10 protein-coding genes are annotated in these 16,804 nt (G+C 54.0%); 5 read left to right on the plus strand and 5 right to left on the minus strand.

Going from position 1 to position 16,804, the window contains the following annotated elements; genetic code table 11:
• Positions 1-22 precede the first annotated feature (22 nt).
• The 3 genes from WC612_04105 (at position 23) to lpdA (ending at position 2,944) form a co-directional block, all read left to right on the plus strand.
• Complete coding sequence (locus WC612_04105; GenBank protein MFA6279960.1) at positions 23-886, plus strand: 2-oxo acid dehydrogenase subunit E2; 864 nt, start codon at positions 23-25, stop codon at positions 884-886.
• A 115-nt stretch (positions 887-1,001) separates the two neighbouring features.
• Positions 1,002-1,553, plus strand: coding sequence for a GNAT family N-acetyltransferase (locus tag WC612_04110; GenBank protein MFA6279961.1), 552 nt, complete (start codon positions 1,002-1,004; stop codon positions 1,551-1,553).
• Positions 1,550-2,944 (plus strand): dihydrolipoyl dehydrogenase, encoded by a 1,395-nt coding sequence (lpdA, locus tag WC612_04115; protein MFA6279962.1) that lies wholly within the window; start codon positions 1,550-1,552, stop codon positions 2,942-2,944. The genes WC612_04110 and lpdA overlap by 4 nt, the downstream gene beginning before the upstream one ends.
• Before the next feature lie 247 nt (positions 2,945-3,191).
• Here the strand turns inward: lpdA and WC612_04120 are convergent, their stop codons facing one another.
• Positions 3,192-3,905, minus strand: coding sequence for a Bax inhibitor-1/YccA family protein (locus WC612_04120; GenBank protein ID MFA6279963.1), 714 nt, complete (start codon positions 3,903-3,905; stop codon positions 3,192-3,194).
• 233 nt (positions 3,906-4,138) lie between these two features.
• On the opposite strand from WC612_04120, the gene WC612_04125 reads away from it, so the two are divergent.
• Complete coding sequence (locus WC612_04125; GenBank protein ID MFA6279964.1) at positions 4,139-6,220, plus strand: mechanosensitive ion channel domain-containing protein; 2,082 nt, start codon at positions 4,139-4,141, stop codon at positions 6,218-6,220.
• Here WC612_04125 and trpA read toward each other — a convergent pair.
• The 4 genes from trpA to WC612_04145 form a co-directional block, all read right to left on the minus strand.
• The gene (gene trpA / locus WC612_04130; GenBank protein MFA6279965.1) at positions 6,217-7,047 is read right to left on the minus strand and encodes a tryptophan synthase subunit alpha; all 831 of its coding nucleotides are present in this window, start codon (positions 7,045-7,047) and stop codon (positions 6,217-6,219) included. The two genes, WC612_04125 and trpA, sit on opposite strands and share 4 nt — an antisense overlap.
• Positions 7,047-8,270, minus strand: coding sequence for a tryptophan synthase subunit beta (gene trpB / locus WC612_04135; GenBank protein ID MFA6279966.1), 1,224 nt, complete (start codon positions 8,268-8,270; stop codon positions 7,047-7,049). The genes trpA and trpB overlap by 1 nt, the downstream gene beginning before the upstream one ends.
• A 168-nt stretch (positions 8,271-8,438) precedes the next feature.
• Positions 8,439-9,296, minus strand: a complete 858-nt coding sequence (locus WC612_04140; GenBank protein ID MFA6279967.1) for a transporter substrate-binding domain-containing protein — start codon at positions 9,294-9,296, stop codon at positions 8,439-8,441.
• 21 nt (positions 9,297-9,317) lie between these two features.
• A complete protein-coding gene (locus WC612_04145) occupies positions 9,318-11,897 on the minus strand; it encodes a ribonuclease E/G (protein ID MFA6279968.1) in 2,580 nt (859 codons plus the stop codon).
• Positions 11,898-12,527: 630 nt separating this feature from the next.
• On the opposite strand from WC612_04145, the gene rpoB reads away from it, so the two are divergent.
• Positions 12,528-16,793, plus strand: coding sequence for a DNA-directed RNA polymerase subunit beta (gene rpoB, locus WC612_04150; GenBank protein MFA6279969.1), 4,266 nt, complete (start codon positions 12,528-12,530; stop codon positions 16,791-16,793).
• The last annotated feature ends 11 nt before the right edge of the window (positions 16,794-16,804 follow it).

The raw sequence follows: 16,804 nt of genomic DNA on the forward strand, positions 1-16,804 counted from the left end.
TATTTAAAGGAGACTATAGAATATGGGATCACCTGCAAAAGACCGCATCATCGCAAGCCCTCTGGCCAAACGTATCGCCGAGCAAAATGGCGTTGACCTGCGCCTCATCATGGGATCGGGGCCTAATGGCCGTATTGTCCGTGCCGACGTGGAAAGCGCTGGCGCTGGCCGTTTGTCTCTTGTGGCCGCGCCGATCACTGGCGAAGCGCCTTATGACGCGATCCCCAACAGCGGGATGCGCAAAACCATTGCTAAGCGCTTGTCTGAATCTAAACAAACCGTTCCGCATTTTTACCTGTCGGTCGATTGCGAAATTGACGATCTGCTGGCGCTTCGCGCCGCAGCGAATGAAGCCTCCGGCTCCAGAATCTCGGTCAACGATTGCGTAATCCGCGCGGTGGCTTTGGCGCTTAAAAAAGTGCCGGATGCGAATGCCAGTTGGACGAATGACGCCATCTTGCGTTATCGCCGCGCCGATATTGCGGTGGCCGTGGCCACGCCTTCGGGTCTGATCACGCCGATCATCAAGGGTGCGGAAGGTAAGCCGCTCGCGGCGCTTTCGGCTGAGATGAAAGACCTTGCCGCGCGCGCTAAGGAAGGCAAGCTTCGCCCCGATGAGTATCAGGGTGGTGGCTTTACGATTTCGAACCTTGGTATGTTTGGCGTGCGCGATTTTGCTGCCATCATCAATCCGCCACAAGCCTGCATTCTGGCCGTCGGCGCGGGCGAGCAACGTCCCGTTGTGAAAAACGGCCAGCTGGCTGTTGCCACCGTGATGACCTGCACACTGTCCGTGGATCATCGCGCGGTCGATGGTGCGGTGGGCGCTCAGTTCCTCGCGGCTTTCAAAACACTCATCGAAAAACCCTATGGGTTGGTAGTGTAGGGAACAATTAAACGGGATCCCCGCTTTCGCGGGGATGACGCTAAAGGGGAATTTTTCCATAAAAACCCCGTCATTCCCGCGAAAGCGGGAATCCAGTTTTTTTAAAGGAACAACCATGCTTCGTCTTATTCTTCCTGACACGCGTTATCTCGCCTCGTACGTTGCGGCGCTGAGGGAAGGTTTTCGCATTGGCGTTCGTGCTATTCCCTCTGAAGAGGAAATCCAAAAAATAGAGCAAGACCCTTTTGATCATTTGGAAGGGATCAATAGTCAAGGTGGTTTTTTTACGCCTCCCGATGGGATCGAGCGCAAGCGCGTGCCATATAATGATTATTGGCTAGTTAATGAGACGGATTTTATCGGCGCGATCAGTCTTCGTTATGAGCTGAACGACTTTCTTGAAATACATGGCGGCCATATTGGCTACGGCGTGCGTCCCTCCATGATGCGGCAAGGTTATGCAAAGAAGATGCTGGCGTTGGGTCTCTTAAAAATGAAGGCGCTTTGCATCGAGCGCGTTTTTGTTACTGCGGATGATGACAATCCCGCCTCATGGAAAGCAATTGAATCGAATGGAGGCTTCTTACAAGATAAAGCTCCTTCGATTTTTCACGAGGGACACGTAAGGCGTCGGTATGCTATCGACTTAACAAAGGAAAACTCATGACAACATCGGACATTATCATTATCGGCGGCGGGCCCGGTGGCTACGTTACCGCCATTCGCGCCAGCCAGTTGGGCATGAAGGTCACGCTGATTGAAGCGAACCATTTGGGTGGCATTTGCCTGAACTGGGGCTGCATCCCGACCAAGGCTTTGCTCCGCAGTGCTGAGATTGTCACGAACATCAAGCATGCCGCCGAATATGGGATTCAGGTCAAGGACTTCGGCTTCGATCTTAAGAAAATGGTTGAGCGTTCTCGCGGCGTGTCGGCGCAGCTGTCGGCGGGCGTCAAACACTTGCTCAAAAAGAACAAGGTTGAAGTCGTGGATGGCTTTGGCAAGCTGATGGGTAAGGGTAAGGTCGAAGTCACCAAGGACGGCAAGCGCGTCGCTGAATTGACCGCCAAACATATCGTTATCGCGACGGGTGCGCGACCTCGCGTGCTGGCGGGCCTTGAGCCTGACGGCAAATTGATTTGGACGTATAAGGAAGCGATGGTTCCCGATGCGTTGCCAAAATCGCTGCTGGTTGTCGGCTCTGGCGCGATTGGGATTGAGTTCGCAAGTTTCTATAACGCGCTGGGCGTTGCCGTCACGGTGGTGGAGGTGATGGATCGCGTCATGCCCATAGAGGACGAAGAGATTTCTGCCTTCGCGCATAAGGCGCTGGAGAAACGTGGCCTTAAGATCATTACGAAGGCCGTCGTCAAGAAGTTAGACAAGGCCAAGGACAGCGTGACCGCCACCATCGAAAAAGACGGTCGCGCGACGACGCAAACTTTTGATCGCGTGATCATGGCCGTCGGCATCGTGGCGAATATCGAAAACATTGGCTTGGAAAACACAAAGGCTGTGATTGAAAAAGGTCATATCAAAATTAATGAGTGGAGCGCGACGGACGAAGCGGGCCTCTACGCTATTGGCGACGTAACCGCGCCGCCTTGGCTTGCGCATAAGGCCAGCCATGAGGGTGTGATCTGCGTTGAGAAAATTATGGGCGCGAAGGATGTTCATCCGCTTGATCTTGGGAACATTCCGGGCTGCACCTATTGCACGCCGCAGGTTGCCAGTGTCGGCATGAGCGAGGCGAAGGCCAAGGCCGCCGGGTATCAGGTTCGCGTTGGGCGTTTCAATTTTATGGGCAACGGCAAGGCGATTGCGACGGGCGAGCCGGAAGGCATGGTCAAGACCGTGTTTGATGCCAAGACGGGCGCTTTGCTGGGCGCTCATATGGTCGGTGCGGAAGTGACCGAAATGATCCAAGGCTTTACGATTGGCCGCGCGCTTGAAACCACGGAAGCTGAGCTAATGCACACGGTCTTCCCGCATCCGACCATTTCGGAATCCATGCACGAAGCGGTGCTGGATGCCTATGGCCGCGTGGTGCATATGTAATACCAACAGCGATAAGAAAACTGACCCGCGAAGAAAAAAAGAAAACGGGCCCCCCGCTTACGCGGGAATGATGGGGTTTGTGTTTAGTTTTCTCCCCATAACCGTCACCCCCGCGAAAGCGGGGGGCCCGTTTGTTTTTCTTCCTACGCGAGTCATTTAATAGGCCCGTTTGTAAAAGCGTCCCCTTAAAAAAGGACACAAAAAAGGGGGCCACGCGCCCCCTTTTTCATAAGTTGTATCTCATCCGTTAGCGGCGATCCCCTGTCAGGCTGAGAAGGAATTGGAACGCGTTGATGAAGTTAATGTACAGGCTCAGCGCGCCGATGACCGCGAGCTTGTTGTTCGCCTCATCGCCCCAGCTGGCGTTATAGGTCTGCTTGATCCTTTGTGTGTCATAGGCGGTGAGGCCTGTGAAGATGACAACGCCCGCGACCGACACAATCCACTGCATCATGCTCGAGCCAATAAACAAATTGACCAGCATGGCGATGAACAGACCCATCACGCCCATCATCAAGAACGCGCCAAAGCTGGTGAGGTCTTTCTTAGACGTATAGCCCCACAAAGCCATACCACTAAAGGTCGCCCCTGTGATAAAGAAAGCCCGTGCGACACTGGCCCCCGTGAAGACCATGAAAATAGCGGCCATGGACAGGCCCATCGTGGCGCAAAAGAGCCAGAAGAGCGTTTGGGCTCGCGCTGCGCTAATTGTGGCCATCTTGAAGTTTAGATAAAAAACAAAGCCGAGAGGCGCAAGCATCGCTACCCATTTCAGCGGTGAGCCGAAAATGATCTGAGCTAGAGCCGTGTTGGCAACGATAAAGGCGACAAGACCTGTTAGGACAAGACCGCCCCCCATATAGTTAAACACACGCACCATATGCGCACGCAGCCCTTGATCAAACGTCATGGCGCGTGAAGGCGCAGAAGCGGTAGGATTACTGAAGAATGGATCGACCATAGTGATCAGCCTTTCAAAAATAAGTTGGTGACAGTATTAATATGGGCGTATTTTTCAGTTTTTCAAGAGAAATCGAAAGGAATAAGGCGTATCAATAGGTTGCAAAAGAAATAAGGACGTTTTGCCTTTTTGGTGGCGCATTTTCGCCCACTTTGTATGATGGTTAGGAGCGGCCTCGCCGGATTCCGAATCCTTATACCTAATACTATCGTTTTTAATACAGGATGCTTGCTATGAAGATGTTATCACGCTTTTTTCTGATCGCGCTTATCGCGCTGACCCCCTTGCTGGCGCAGGCCATGCCTTACCGTGAGCCGCCGATTCCCGTACGGAAGGGCATTACCCCTATCGCCGCAGAAATCGGGCAGCAGTTGCAGGCTCTTGTGACGGGCGATCCTAATGCTGTCGATATTGAGCCAGAGGAAACCTTTGGCACGCGCGCGTTGGGACTTGTTCTTAATGCGTTCAAATTGGTGGGCAGCGAAGGCGCGACCTTCTTTGATAATTTTGCAGCGTTGCCACAATTAGCAACATGGCTTGCCCAGCAAGCTAATGACCCGATCCTGCAAGCGCGGTGGATCGATACGGGCGCTCTGTTGCTGCTTGTCATCGGCGCGTCTTTTGCTGCCGGATGGCTGGCCGATCTTGTCTTTCTGGCCCTGCGTCACAAGATATATCACGCGACCTTTAAATCGCCGTGGAGGCGCTTTGGCGCCATCATGGGCTGGCTGGGGATTTCGCTTATTCCCGTTGTTCTATTCATTGCTGTGGCGGTCTTTCTGATCGACGCGCAAGATCCCACCAAGCTTGCGCGCTATATCGTGATGACGGTTGTGTACGCGTTGGCCCTATTGCGCTTGGTGCGCGTTTTGTTGCGCTTTTTCCTTGCGCCGCACGCGATTTCCTTGCGCTTTTTGCCGATCACGACAGAAGTGGCCTTGACAGTTCAAAGCTGGATCACATGGCTGGCCTCGGTCATGGTCACGGGTTTCTTTACGGCTGAGATTGCCAAGACGGTCAAGGTTCCGATGGCCGCGATTTCCGGCTTCACAAACCTTGTTGCCCTTATCGTCGTGGCCATGACGGTAGCGGTGATCGTGCGCAAAAGGGTGGCGATCTCGGCCTTTATTCGCGGCGATTTGACGGCGACGGGGGCACGCCATTCCCTGACGGGTGGTATACGCCTGTGGTTGGCGCGAACGTGGCATGTTCTGGCTATCTTTTATCTTATTGTCGGTTACATTGTAACGATGCTTGGCGCTGGCGGCGGTTTTACACTGTTGCAAAAGGGAACAATTGGCACGCTTCTTTTCCTTCTGGCGATGCGTTTTGCTTTTTATTGGATAGCGAAGCTGAAGTACCGCAAGGCCAATTCTTCGATTAATGCTGGCCTTTATCGTCCCGTCATGGGCGTTTTGCTGAAGATTGTAACGTGGGCTTTGGGGATGGCGGGTATAGCAGCTTCATGGGGCGTGGATGTTCCCGCCCTAGTCGCTAGCCCGTGGGGGCAGCGCGTTTTAGGCTCGGTCTTTTCTATCACCTCGATGTTGCTAATTGTTGTCTTGGTCTATGAGCTGTTGCACGCAGCCATTGAGCGCAAGCTGAACAAGCGCGATGCGCATGGCCGTGCTGTTCAAGCCAACGCGCGTGCAAGAACAATTCTTCCCATGGTTAAAATAGCAGCGGTGATGGTTCTGGCTGTCATCGTCGGACTTGTGACGTTGTCCGAGCTTGGCATCAACATCGCGCCCCTTCTGGCGGGCGCTGGTATTCTTGGAGTCGCCATTGGTTTTGGCTCACAAACGCTGGTGAAAGATTTTCTGACGGGTCTTTCGATTATTCTAGAGGACAATCTGGCCGTTGGCGATTGGGTGACCATTGGCGGGAACAGGGGCGTTGTCGAAAATCTGTCTATTCGTACGGTGCGGTTACGAGATATCAACGGATCGCTTCATATCATGCCTTTTAGTGCCATTTCGGTTATCACTAATGAATCGAAGATATTCTCCTATGCTATGATGGATGTCGGCGTTTCCTATGACAGCGATTTGGATAGAGTGATGGAAGTTATTCGGAAAACGGGCGATGTGTTGCAGGTTGATCCTGCTTTTCAAAGCATCATCTTAGAGTCAATAGAGGTGTTAGGCGTTGAGGCGCTAGGCGACTCCTCAATCGTGATCCGCAGCCGCATCAAGACGAAGGCGGGCAAGCATGCTGTTGTTCGCCGCGCATTCTTGCTGGCAATCAAAAAGGCCTTCGATGCCGAAAAGATTGAGATTCCGTTCCCGACAGTCAAGCATGTGAATGCGGATTAGCAGCGCTTATGCGCGCCTTGGGCAAGGGCGGCGGTAAAGGACAGAACCTCGCGCACAAGACCTTCGCGGGGATTGCCTGCGCCGTCCAAGCGCTTGGCGATATGCGTCATGATGGCGCTGCCTACGATCACGGCATCGGCGGCGCTTGCCATTTCATGGGCTTGCTCTGGCGTGCTGACACCAAAACCAATTGCGATGGGGAGCGTAGATTTCTCGCGCACACGCCCGATCAGATTGCCAAGGGAGGCGGCGGTTGCGGTGGCCGCCCCCGTAATGCCCGCAATAGAAACGCAGTATAAAAAGCCTTGAGCGTCTTTAAGAACTGTCGGTAAGCGTCCCGCGTCTGTCGTTGGCGTCACAAGACGGATCATCAACATATCGCGCTGAGCGGCGGGAAGGCGGAACTCCGCATCCTCTTCGGGAGGCAAATCGGGGATGATAAAAGCGTCCACGCCCGCTTTTCTGGCATCGTCCAGAAAGCGCATGATGCCATAGCTGTAAATTGGGTTGTAATAGCCCATCAGGATGATCGGCGTTTCGTTATCCGTTTTACGGAAGTCACGCACCATGTTCAAAATCTTAGGAACCGTGATGCCCGCTTTAAAGGCTTGCAGGTTCGCGGTCTGAATCGCAGGGCCATCCGCCATCGGGTCGCTGAACGGCATGCCGATTTCGATGATATCCGCGCCAGCCTTGGGAAAGCCTGCGAGGATCTCAGGGTAAAGCTCAAGGTTCGGGTAGCCCGCCGTGGCAAAGGGGATAAAGGCCTTTTGCCCCGCTTTTTTCAAGGTGGCGAACCGTGCGTCGAGGCGATTGATTGTGTCCATTAGATTATGACTCCAAGGCGGTCGGCGACAGTAAAGATATCCTTGTCCCCGCGTCCTGACAGGTTGATGACCATAAGATGATCTTTAGGGAGCGTCGGCGCGATCTTGGCGACATAGGCCAGCGCATGCGAAGGCTCTAGCGCTGGAATAATGCCCTCTAACTTGCTGCAAAGCTGGAAGGCCTCAACGGCTTCATCATCGGTGATCGAGACATAGGACACGCGACCATTATCGTGCAGCCACGCATGCTCTGGCCCTACGCCCGGATAATCGAGGCCTGCCGAGATGGAATGAGCCTCTTGAATCTGGCCGTCCTCGTTCTGCAAGAAATAGCTGCGCATGCCGTGAAGGATTCCAGCGCGACCCCCTGTTAGGGCGGCAGCGTGCATGCCCGTCGCAATGCCATGACCGGCGGCCTCAACCGCATGAATGGCGATGCTGGGTTCATTTAAAAACTCGTGGAAGAGGCCCATGGCGTTCGATCCGCCGCCAACGCAGGCGACCAGCGAGTCCGGCAGGCGGCCTTCGGCCTCCATCATTTGCTCACGCACTTCGCGTCCGATGATGGATTGAAAATCGCGCACCATGGCGGGGTAGGGGTGAGGCCCGCCGACCGTGCCGATGATATAGAACGTGTCATCGACATGGCTGACCCAATCACGCAAGGCTTCGTTCATCGCGTCCTTGAGCGAGCGTGAGCCACTTTTGACCGCGCGAACCTCTGCGCCCAGAAGGCGCATACGAAAGACGTTGGGGCGCTGACGCTCAATGTCCAGCTCGCCCATATACACAACGCAAGGCAGGTTGAAGAGCGCGGCGACGGTAGCCGTGGCCACGCCATGCTGACCCGCGCCTGTCTCGGCAATAATGCGGGTCTTGCCCATCCGCTTGGCCAGTAAGATTTGCCCCATGCAGTGATTGATCTTATGAGCGCCTGTATGGTTCAGCTCTTCGCGCTTCAAGTATATTTTCGCGCCGCCAAACTTTTCCGTCAGGCGCGGTGCGTAGTAAAGAGGCGAGGGACGGCCAACGTAATGCTTCAAGTAATAATCCAGCTCTTTTTGAAAGGCGGGATCGTCCTTGGTGGCGTTATAGGCTTTCTCAACCTCTAACACCAAAGGCATCAGAGTCTCGGCGACAAACCGCCCGCCATAGGGGCCGAAATGACCTTGCTCGTCAGGCACGCTGTGCAGTGTTTCCGTATCGGATAATATGTTTTTCATGGACGGCAGATTAGACAAAAGGAATGGAGAAAGAAAGGGTTAAAAAGAATAGGGGCGCTTGTGAAAAGCGCCCCTATTCTTTTTCTGTCTGCTGTTGCGCTCTATTGTCCGCTACCACCCGTTAGGCGTTTCCACCAGCCGCCTTTGGGCTGATCGCCACCGGAGGGGTTAATTATTGCTGTGTCGGTAGGGGGTGGAGACACGGGGAAAAGCATCTCGAACGGGCTCGTATTTCTTAAGAATACGATCCATCTGACCACTGTAGACAATCTCCTGCATTGCGTAATCAAGAAACTCCTTTGTTTCATAATCGCCTTTTTTGACGACCAAGGCGTTTCCAAAAATCCGTAATGGTTTGTCGATGCCGAGGGAGCGAACTGTCCCCGGATTCTTTTGCAAAAACTCGGCAGCCATGGAAGGTTCGGCAAAAATAACATCAGCTTTCTTCGTCACAACATTCTCAAAGTTTTGTGAAAACTGAGCTGTGTCAGGTAATGAGACACGCTCTAGCTCTGAAAAATCCGCACGGGCGATAGAATCCTCCATCGCGCCATCGACGACCGATAACCGCGCCTTTGCCGTTCTAAGATCATCAAGCGTGTGAAACCGATTATCATCTGAACGAACCCACGCTTGAATGGTGCTGTAAAAGGCTGGCTGAGAGAAGGAAGCAGCCAAAGCGCGGCTAGCATTCGGCCACAGTCCGCCGCAGAAAACATCAAAACGACCCGCATCCAATCCGGGCATGATGTTCTGAAAACCGACTTCTTCGGCCCATCGAATGCGCAAATCGGCATTACGACCAATTTGCTCCATGATGTCATAGAAAATGCCTGACAACTTTCCTGTGTTGGGGTCGAGGCGAATATACGGGGAATAGACCAGATATCCGCAACTGATCTCATGTGATGCGCGGATATGGTGCAGCGTTGAGGCGTTTCCATTTGCGTTTTGCTCTTGCGGTTTGCATCCACCAAGGAGTGAGATGCAAACGATAACTGCAAGTGATGCTTTACGAAAACTCATGTCCCCTCCTGTTAAAGCATCTTATTGTCCGCTACCACCCGTTAGGCGTTTCCACCAGCCGCCTTTGGGCTGATCGCCACCGGATGGGTTAACAACTTCATAGGATGAAGAGCCTTGTCCGACGGGTCTTGGTGTTGTGTCAAGATCATGAATGCTGGTTGGAATGAACGGCTTTGGCGCAGCGGCGCGTTCATGAGAGGCGCGTGGAGGGCGGCCTCCGCCATTCCCATTCCCCGTTGCGGGTGCAGCAGCGGCTTCGCCTGCTTCACGAGGCTCCCCGCCATTGCGGCGGCGACCACCGCGACGACCACGACGGCGACGGCTCTTGCCATCAGGATCAGTATCCTGCTCTTGCGCCGAGGGGCGAGGCGATGATTGCAAATCTTCGCCCAGATCAAGGGAGGACGTGTTCGCTTCAGGAGAAGCAAAAGGATCATCCGTGGATGCACGCGGCGTTTCACTGCCTCGCCCTCCACGACGGCTTGTGCTGGGGCGGCCCGCGCGATCATGTTTGCGGAAACGGCTGCGGCCCCCGCGGCGGCCTGTTCCTTCGGTTGAGCCTTCCTCTTGCGAGGGTGAGGGCGAGGAGTCCCCCTCAGTCTCATCACGGGACTCGTCATGCGAGAAGAGTGGCATATCGCGTTCGGTATCAGCAATGACCTGATCCGCGTTCACAGCCGGTTCGGCGCGGCGAGACGTGGGGCGACCCTTGGCGCGTTCCAACTTATAACCCGGAGGCGGGATCGCGTCGTCGTTTTGAATGACGATGGTCAGACCGTAGCGCGATTCTAAGGAGCCAACTGCGTCGCGCTTGTGGTTAAGGATATAGACGGCGACGTTGGTCGGAATTTGAACCGTGATCTCATTCGTGCGTTGCTTGATGGCTTCTTCTTCAATAGCGCGAAGAATGGATAGCGCCGCCGAGTCAGGCGAGCGAATATAGCCAGAGCCGGAGCAATGCGGGCATTTCTCAAAGTTGATTTCAATCAGGCTGGGGCGCAGACGTTGGCGCGACAGTTCCAGCAAACCGAAGGGTGAGATGCGGCCAATTTGCAAACGCGCACGGTCATTCTTCATCGATTCTTTGATGCGGCGTTCGACGGCGGCGTTATTGCGGCCATCTTCCATATCGATGAAATCGATAACGACTAGACCTGCCAGATCGCGAAGGCGCAGTTGGCGTGCGATTTCTTCGGCGGCCTCAAGATTGGTTTTAACCGCCGTTTCCTCAATATGGCGTTCACGCGTGGCGCGGCCAGAGTTCACGTCGATGGACACCAGCGCTTCGGTCGGGTTGATGACCAAATAGCCGCCAGAGCGTAGCTGCACAATCGGGCTGTTGAGCGTATCAATTTGGTTTTCCACTTGGAAGCGGATAAACAGCGGCGTCGGATCGTTATAGAGCTTAACCTTGTCGGCCTGATCGGGCATGACGGCGCGTATAAACTCGTGCGCTTTTTCAAAGCCCTCTTGGCCTGCAATCAAAATCTCGGCGATGTCTTGCGTGTACAAATCACGCACCGAGCGCTTGATTAGGTTCGCTTCCTCATAAATCAGCGTCGGTGCGCTGGAGGCCAGCGTTTGTTCGCGGATGCTGTCCCACATGGACAAAAGATATTCCAAATCGCGCTGAATGTCGGGCGGATCCTGTTCCATGCCCGCCGTGCGCAAGATGACGGCCATGCCTTCGGGGATTTCCAGTTGATCCAGAATCTCCTTCATACGGCGACGGTCTTGGTGATTGGTAATTTTGCGTGAGACGCCGCCACCGTGATCTGTGTTGGGCATCAAAACACAATAGCGTCCGGCAAGTGACAGGAAGCTGGTCAAGGCTGCGCCTTTATTCCCGCGCTCTTCCTTCACAACCTGAATGAGCATGACTTGGCCGCGCTTTAGGACTTCTTGAATCTTATAGCGGGGGCGATGCTGGCGCACGATGCGCTCGGTCACTTCGCCGCCAACGCTTTCGGGCGGCGCTTCGGGCATTGCGACCTCGGTCAGCGACCCCCCCCCGATAGCGGCGTTGCCAAAATCTGTGATCAGGCCGACGCTTGTGTCCTCATCGCCAAACGCATGAGCCAAGCTGCTAATAGGGGCAGACGACGGCTGGGCGGTTGGGGCTGCGGAAGACTCCTCCGCCAAAAGAGCTTCCTCAACGGGAGCTTCATCCTCGGTTGGAGACGTTGTGGCCTTATCTTGCGTGTAGTCTTTGTCGTCGTCATCGGCCTCATCAGGAGCGGAATCGTTCCCGTTAAGCTCAGAGTCGATATCCGTATCCTCTTGGTCTTCTTCGTCCATAGAGTCGTCGTCCGACTCTTCCTCATCATGGGGGCGATCCGCCATGGGGATGCGGAAGTAATCGGGATGGATTTCGCTGAAGGGCAAGAAGCCGTGGCGGTTGCCGCCGTACTCGACAAAAGCGGCCTGCAAGGACGGCTCAATGCGCATGACCTTGGCCAGATAGATATTGCCCCGCAAGATAGGCTTGCTGGCCAAACTAAAGTCAAGATCTTCTAATCTATTGTTATCTCTATAGCTTTCGACAATTGCTATACGAGTCTCTTCGGGATGCATGGCATCCACCAACATTCTTTTCGTCATTTATTTCTCCTACCGGCTTGTCGCGATAGAGCTTATAAAAGCATCTTACGCGCCAGCGTCCGGCAAATTCGTTACCCAAAAAACACAGGCGCCTTCTGACATCGGGGATTGGGAATACCCAAATCAGGGTTATAGGAGCGCCTATGAGCGCTTTGGCCACCGACATCTTGTTCATGCGCTTTGAGTTATTGTTTTGACTCTATTAAAGGGTCAACGCAGAAAAAGGTTCCGGCTTTCTTAAGCACTTTTTTGATCATAAACACAAAAGAGCCTTGACGCAATCGCTTATTGGGCTAATTTTTCCCGTTCCGCAAATAACGCTAATTCTTTGATTGTAAACGAAGAAATATCAAAGGCTTCATATATAGGAATATATGGCTATGTTTTTATGATAATATGACTATATGCCTAAAAATAATTTTTTAAAGTCCTAAATAGGTTGAATTTTATAAAATAAATTCCTTGAAAAAGGCTTAAAAAGCCGCCATACCCCCTTGACAATATCCTATAGGGTAGGAGGACATCGCCACGCACTCTTATGAGAGTGGGGCAAGTGTCCTTTATTTTGTTTTTGTTTAAGGGCGCTCCCATTTAAGGCGACGCGCCCGTTCGATGAAGAAAGAGGATACCATGGCGCAGAGCAATCCTGTCGTTTCCGCAAAAACCACCAGCGGCGGCATTAGAATTCGCAAAAGCTTCGGTCGCATTCCCGAAGTGGCTGAGATGCCCAACCTTATTGAGGTTCAGCGCCGCTCTTATGAGTATTTCTTGCAGATGGATGTTCCTCCTGCAAAACGCGACCGCGTTGGTTTGCAAGAAGTCTTGCGTTCGGCTTTCCCGATCCGCGACTTTGCAGAACGCGCCGTTCTGGACTTTGTCTCCTATGAACTGGAGCAGCCCAAATATGACGTTGAGGAATGCCAACAACGTGGCATGACTTTCGCCGCCCCCTTAAAGGTGACTTTGCGCCTGACGGTTTTTGATGTTGATGAGACTACGGGCGTCAAGTCCATCCGCGACATTAAAGAACAAGATGTTTACATGGGCGATATGCCTTTGATGACCGCCAACGGCACGTTCGTCGTGAACGGCACTGAGCGCGTGATCGTCAGCCAAATGCATCGCAGTCCGGGCGTGTTCTTTGACCATGATAAGGGCAAGACGCATGCTTCCGGCAAGTATCTGTTCGCCGCCCGCGTCATTCCTTATCGCGGTTCGTGGCTGGATTTTGAGTTCGACGCCAAGGATATGGTCTATGTCCGTATCGATCGCCGTCGCAAGCTGCCCGTCACCACGCTTCTCTATGCTTTGTATGGCGACGAGACGGAAAAGCTGCGCGTTAAGCGCGAGAAGGCTGGCAAGCCTTTAGAGCTTCATGAGATTCAAGGTATGGGCAAGGAAGAGATTTTAAGCTCTTTCTATGATCTCGTTCCTTATAAGAAGGTCAAGAATGGCTGGACGACTGCCTTTAATGCCGAGCGCGTCAAGGGTCAGAAGTTGGCCTCCAAGATTGTCGATGCCAAGAATGGCAAGACGGTTGCGGAAGAGGGGACTAAGATGACCCCGCGCCTAATCACCAAGCTGGTTGATGCGGGCCTGAAGGAAGTTTTGGTGCAGGCCGAGAACCTGATTGGTTCTTACCTTGCTACCGATATGATCGACGAGAAGACGGGCGTTGTCTTGTTTGAAGCGGGCAATGAGCTGACCGCCGAGATCCTTGAGCAGATCGAAGCGACGGGCGTGAAGGAAATCCAGTTGCTGGGTATCGATCACGTCAATGTTGGCCCCTATATTCGCAACACGATGGCAGCGGATAAGAATGTCTCACGCGAAGACGCGTTGATCGACATTTACCGCGTTATGCGTCCGGGCGAGCCCCCCACCGTTGAATCGGCAGAGGCTTTGTTCCAAGGCTTGTTCTTTAACCTAGAGCGTTACGATCTGTCGCCTGTGGGCCGCGTGAAGATGAACTCGCGCCTTGGTTTCAAGACCGACGATCAGGTTCGCGTTTTGCGCAAGGAAGACATCCTCAAGATCGTCAAGATCATGTGCGAGCTGAAAGATGGTCGCGGCGAGATTGACGACATCGATCACCTTGGCAACCGCCGCGTTCGCTCAGTCGGCGAATTGATGGAAAACCAATATCGTCTTGGTCTGCTCCGTATGGAACGCGCGATCCGCGAGCGTATGAGCAGCATCGAGATTGACACGGTCATGCCTCATGACTTGATCAACGCGAAGCCTGCCGCTGCCGCTGTGCGTGAGTTTTTTGGCTCCTCGCAGCTCTCGCAGTTTATGGATCAAACGAACCCGCTGTCTGAAATCACGCATAAGCGTCGCGTTTCGGCCCTGGGGCCTGGTGGTTTGACGCGTGAACGTGCGGGCTTTGAAGTCCGCGACGTGCATCCCACGCATTATGGCCGTATCTGCCCGATTGAAACACCGGAAGGTCCGAATATCGGTCTGATCAACTCGCTGGCCACCTATGCCCGTGTGAACCAATATGGCTTTATCGAAAGCCCCTATCGCCGCGTGAAGAGCGCCAAGGTCACGAACGACGTGGTCTATCTCTCCGCGATGGAAGAAGGCCAATATACGATTGCTCAGGCGAACTCAGAGCTTGATAAGAACGGCAAGTTTGTTTTGGAAATGATTGTTTGCCGTAAGAACGGCGAAGTCATTGTCGCCGCCGCCGAGGAAATCGATTTCATCGACGTCTCGCCCAAGCAAATCGTGTCCGTCGCCGCCGCGCTCATCCCGTTCCTTGAGAACGATGACGCGAACCGCGCTCTTATGGGCTCGAACATGCAACGTCAAGCCGTTCCCTTGTTGCGCAACGATGCGCCGCTGGTGGGTACGGGTATGGAAGGCGTTGTGGCACGCGATTCCGGCGTGGCCGTTGTGGCTCGCCGTTCGGGCATCGTGGATCAGGTTGACGCGACGCGCGTTGTTGTGCGTGCGACAGAAAATCCCGATCCAACCGCGCCGACGGTTGATATTTACAACATGTTGAAGTTCCAACGCTCGAACCAAAGCACCTGCATCACGCAGCGCCCGATTATCAAGGTCGGCGATCAGGTTCAGGCGGGGCAGATCATTGCCGATGGTCCTTCCACGCAGTATGGTGAGTTGGCCTTGGGCCGTAACGTGCTGGTCGCGTTTATGCCTTGGAACGGCTACAACTTCGAAGATTCGATCTTGATTTCCGAACGTATCGTCAGCGAAGACGTGTTCACCTCTATTCACATCGAAGAGTTCGAAGTGATGGCGCGTGACACCAAGCTGGGTCAGGAAGAAATCACACGCGACATTCCGAACGTCGGCGAAGAAGCCCTGAAGGCTCTTGACGAAGCGGGCATCGTGTATGTCGGCGCGGAAGTCAATCCGGGGGATATTCTGGTCGGTAAAGTGACGCCCAAGGGCGAAAGTCCCATGACGCCGGAAGAAAAACTCCTTCGCGCCATCTTTGGTGAAAAGGCTGCTGACGTGCGCGACACGTCGCTTCGTCTTCCGCCGGGTGTGACGGGAACCATCGTCGAAGTGCGCGTGTTCTCGCGTCGCGGCGTCGAGAAAGATCAACGTGCCATTGCGATTGAACGGAGCGAAATCGAACGCCTCGCCAAGGATCGCGATGATGAGCGTCTGATCATCGAGCGCGGCTATTTTGAGCGTTTGCGCCATCATCTGGTTGGGCAAAAGGCTTCGGCGGGTCCCAAGAATTTCCCGACGGGCAAAGCCATCACGGAAGAAATGCTGGCCGAGTTCACCAAGGGTCAATGGCGTCAGGTTAGCGTCAAGGACGACAAGGCGATGGAAAAGGTTGAAGCCATCGGTAAGGTCTTTGATGAACAGTTGAACGCTTTGAAGAAACGCTTTGAAGACAAGGTTGGCAAGCTGCAACGCGGCGACGAATTGCCTCCCGGTGTCATGAAGCTGGTCAAGGTGTTTGTGGCCGTGAAGCGCAAGCTTCAACCGGGTGATAAGATGGCCGGTCGTCACGGGAACAAGGGTGTCGTTTCGCGCATCCTGCCTGTTGAAGATATGCCTTATCTGCCCGATGGTCGCCCTGTTGACATCGTCCTCAATCCTTTGGGCGTGCCTTCGCGTATGAACGTCGGACAAATCCTTGAAACGCATTTGGGGTGGGCGTCGGCCAACCTTGGCCGTCAAATCGGTCAAGCGCTGGATGCCTATCAGCTTCAAATCGAGCAAGAGAAAAAGGCGTCGCTGGGCGATGTTCGCACTAAGCTTAAGGCCGTTTATGGCGATGACCTTTACAAGGCCGAGATTGCTGGGCTTTCCGACGAAGATACGGCTGGCCTTGCCAACAATCTGCGCGGCGGCGTTCCCTTTGCCACGCCCGTCTTTGACGGCGCGCGCGAGGCGGATATCGAACGCATGCTAGAGATGGCGGGTCTTGCCACATCGGGTCAGGAAACGCTGATCGATGGCCGTACAGGCGAAGCCTTCGACCGCAAGGTGACGGTTGGGTATATCTATATGCTCAAGCTGCACCATTTGGTTGATGACAAGATCCATGCGCGTTCCATCGGGCCTTACAGCCTTGTGACGCAACAGCCTTTGGGCGGTAAGGCGCAGTTCGGCGGCCAACGCTTCGGTGAAATGGAAGTCTGGGCGCTGGAAGCTTACGGCGCGGCGTACACGTTGCAGGAAATGTTGACGGTCAAGTCGGATGACGTGACGGGTCGTGCGAAGGTCTATGAGGCCATCGTGCGCGGTGACGACAACTTTGAATCCGGCATTCCTGAATCCTTCAACGTGTTGGTCAAGGAATTGCGTTCCTTGGGTCTGAACGTTGATCTGGACCAAAAGAAGCTGTTGGAGCTGGCGCAGGCTGAAGAAGATGCGGATGCCGCAGAAGCAGCAGCGGAATAGGACTATAATAC

Source organism: Bdellovibrionales bacterium (assembly GCA_041662785.1).
GTDB lineage: Bacteria > Pseudomonadota > Alphaproteobacteria > UBA9219 > UBA9219 > UBA8914.

Excerpts from the sequence above, each read along its gene's own strand:
- WC612_04105 (MFA6279960.1), top strand. The coding sequence starts at position 23 with ATGGGATCACCTGCAAAAGACCGCATCATCGCAAGCCCTCTGGCCAAA.
- WC612_04110 (MFA6279961.1), top strand. The coding sequence starts at position 1,002 with ATGCTTCGTCTTATTCTTCCTGACACGCGTTATCTCGCCTCGTACGTT.
- lpdA (MFA6279962.1), top strand. The coding sequence starts at position 1,550 with ATGACAACATCGGACATTATCATTATCGGCGGCGGGCCCGGTGGCTAC.
- WC612_04120 (MFA6279963.1), bottom strand. The coding sequence starts at position 3,905 with ATGGTCGATCCATTCTTCAGTAATCCTACCGCTTCTGCGCCTTCACGC.
- WC612_04125 (MFA6279964.1), top strand. The coding sequence starts at position 4,139 with ATGAAGATGTTATCACGCTTTTTTCTGATCGCGCTTATCGCGCTGACC.
- trpA (MFA6279965.1), bottom strand. The coding sequence starts at position 7,047 with ATGGACACAATCAATCGCCTCGACGCACGGTTCGCCACCTTGAAAAAA.
- trpB (MFA6279966.1), bottom strand. The coding sequence starts at position 8,270 with ATGAAAAACATATTATCCGATACGGAAACACTGCACAGCGTGCCTGAC.
- WC612_04140 (MFA6279967.1), bottom strand. The coding sequence starts at position 9,296 with ATGAGTTTTCGTAAAGCATCACTTGCAGTTATCGTTTGCATCTCACTC.
- WC612_04145 (MFA6279968.1), bottom strand. The coding sequence starts at position 11,897 with ATGACGAAAAGAATGTTGGTGGATGCCATGCATCCCGAAGAGACTCGT.
- rpoB (MFA6279969.1), top strand. The coding sequence starts at position 12,528 with ATGGCGCAGAGCAATCCTGTCGTTTCCGCAAAAACCACCAGCGGCGGC.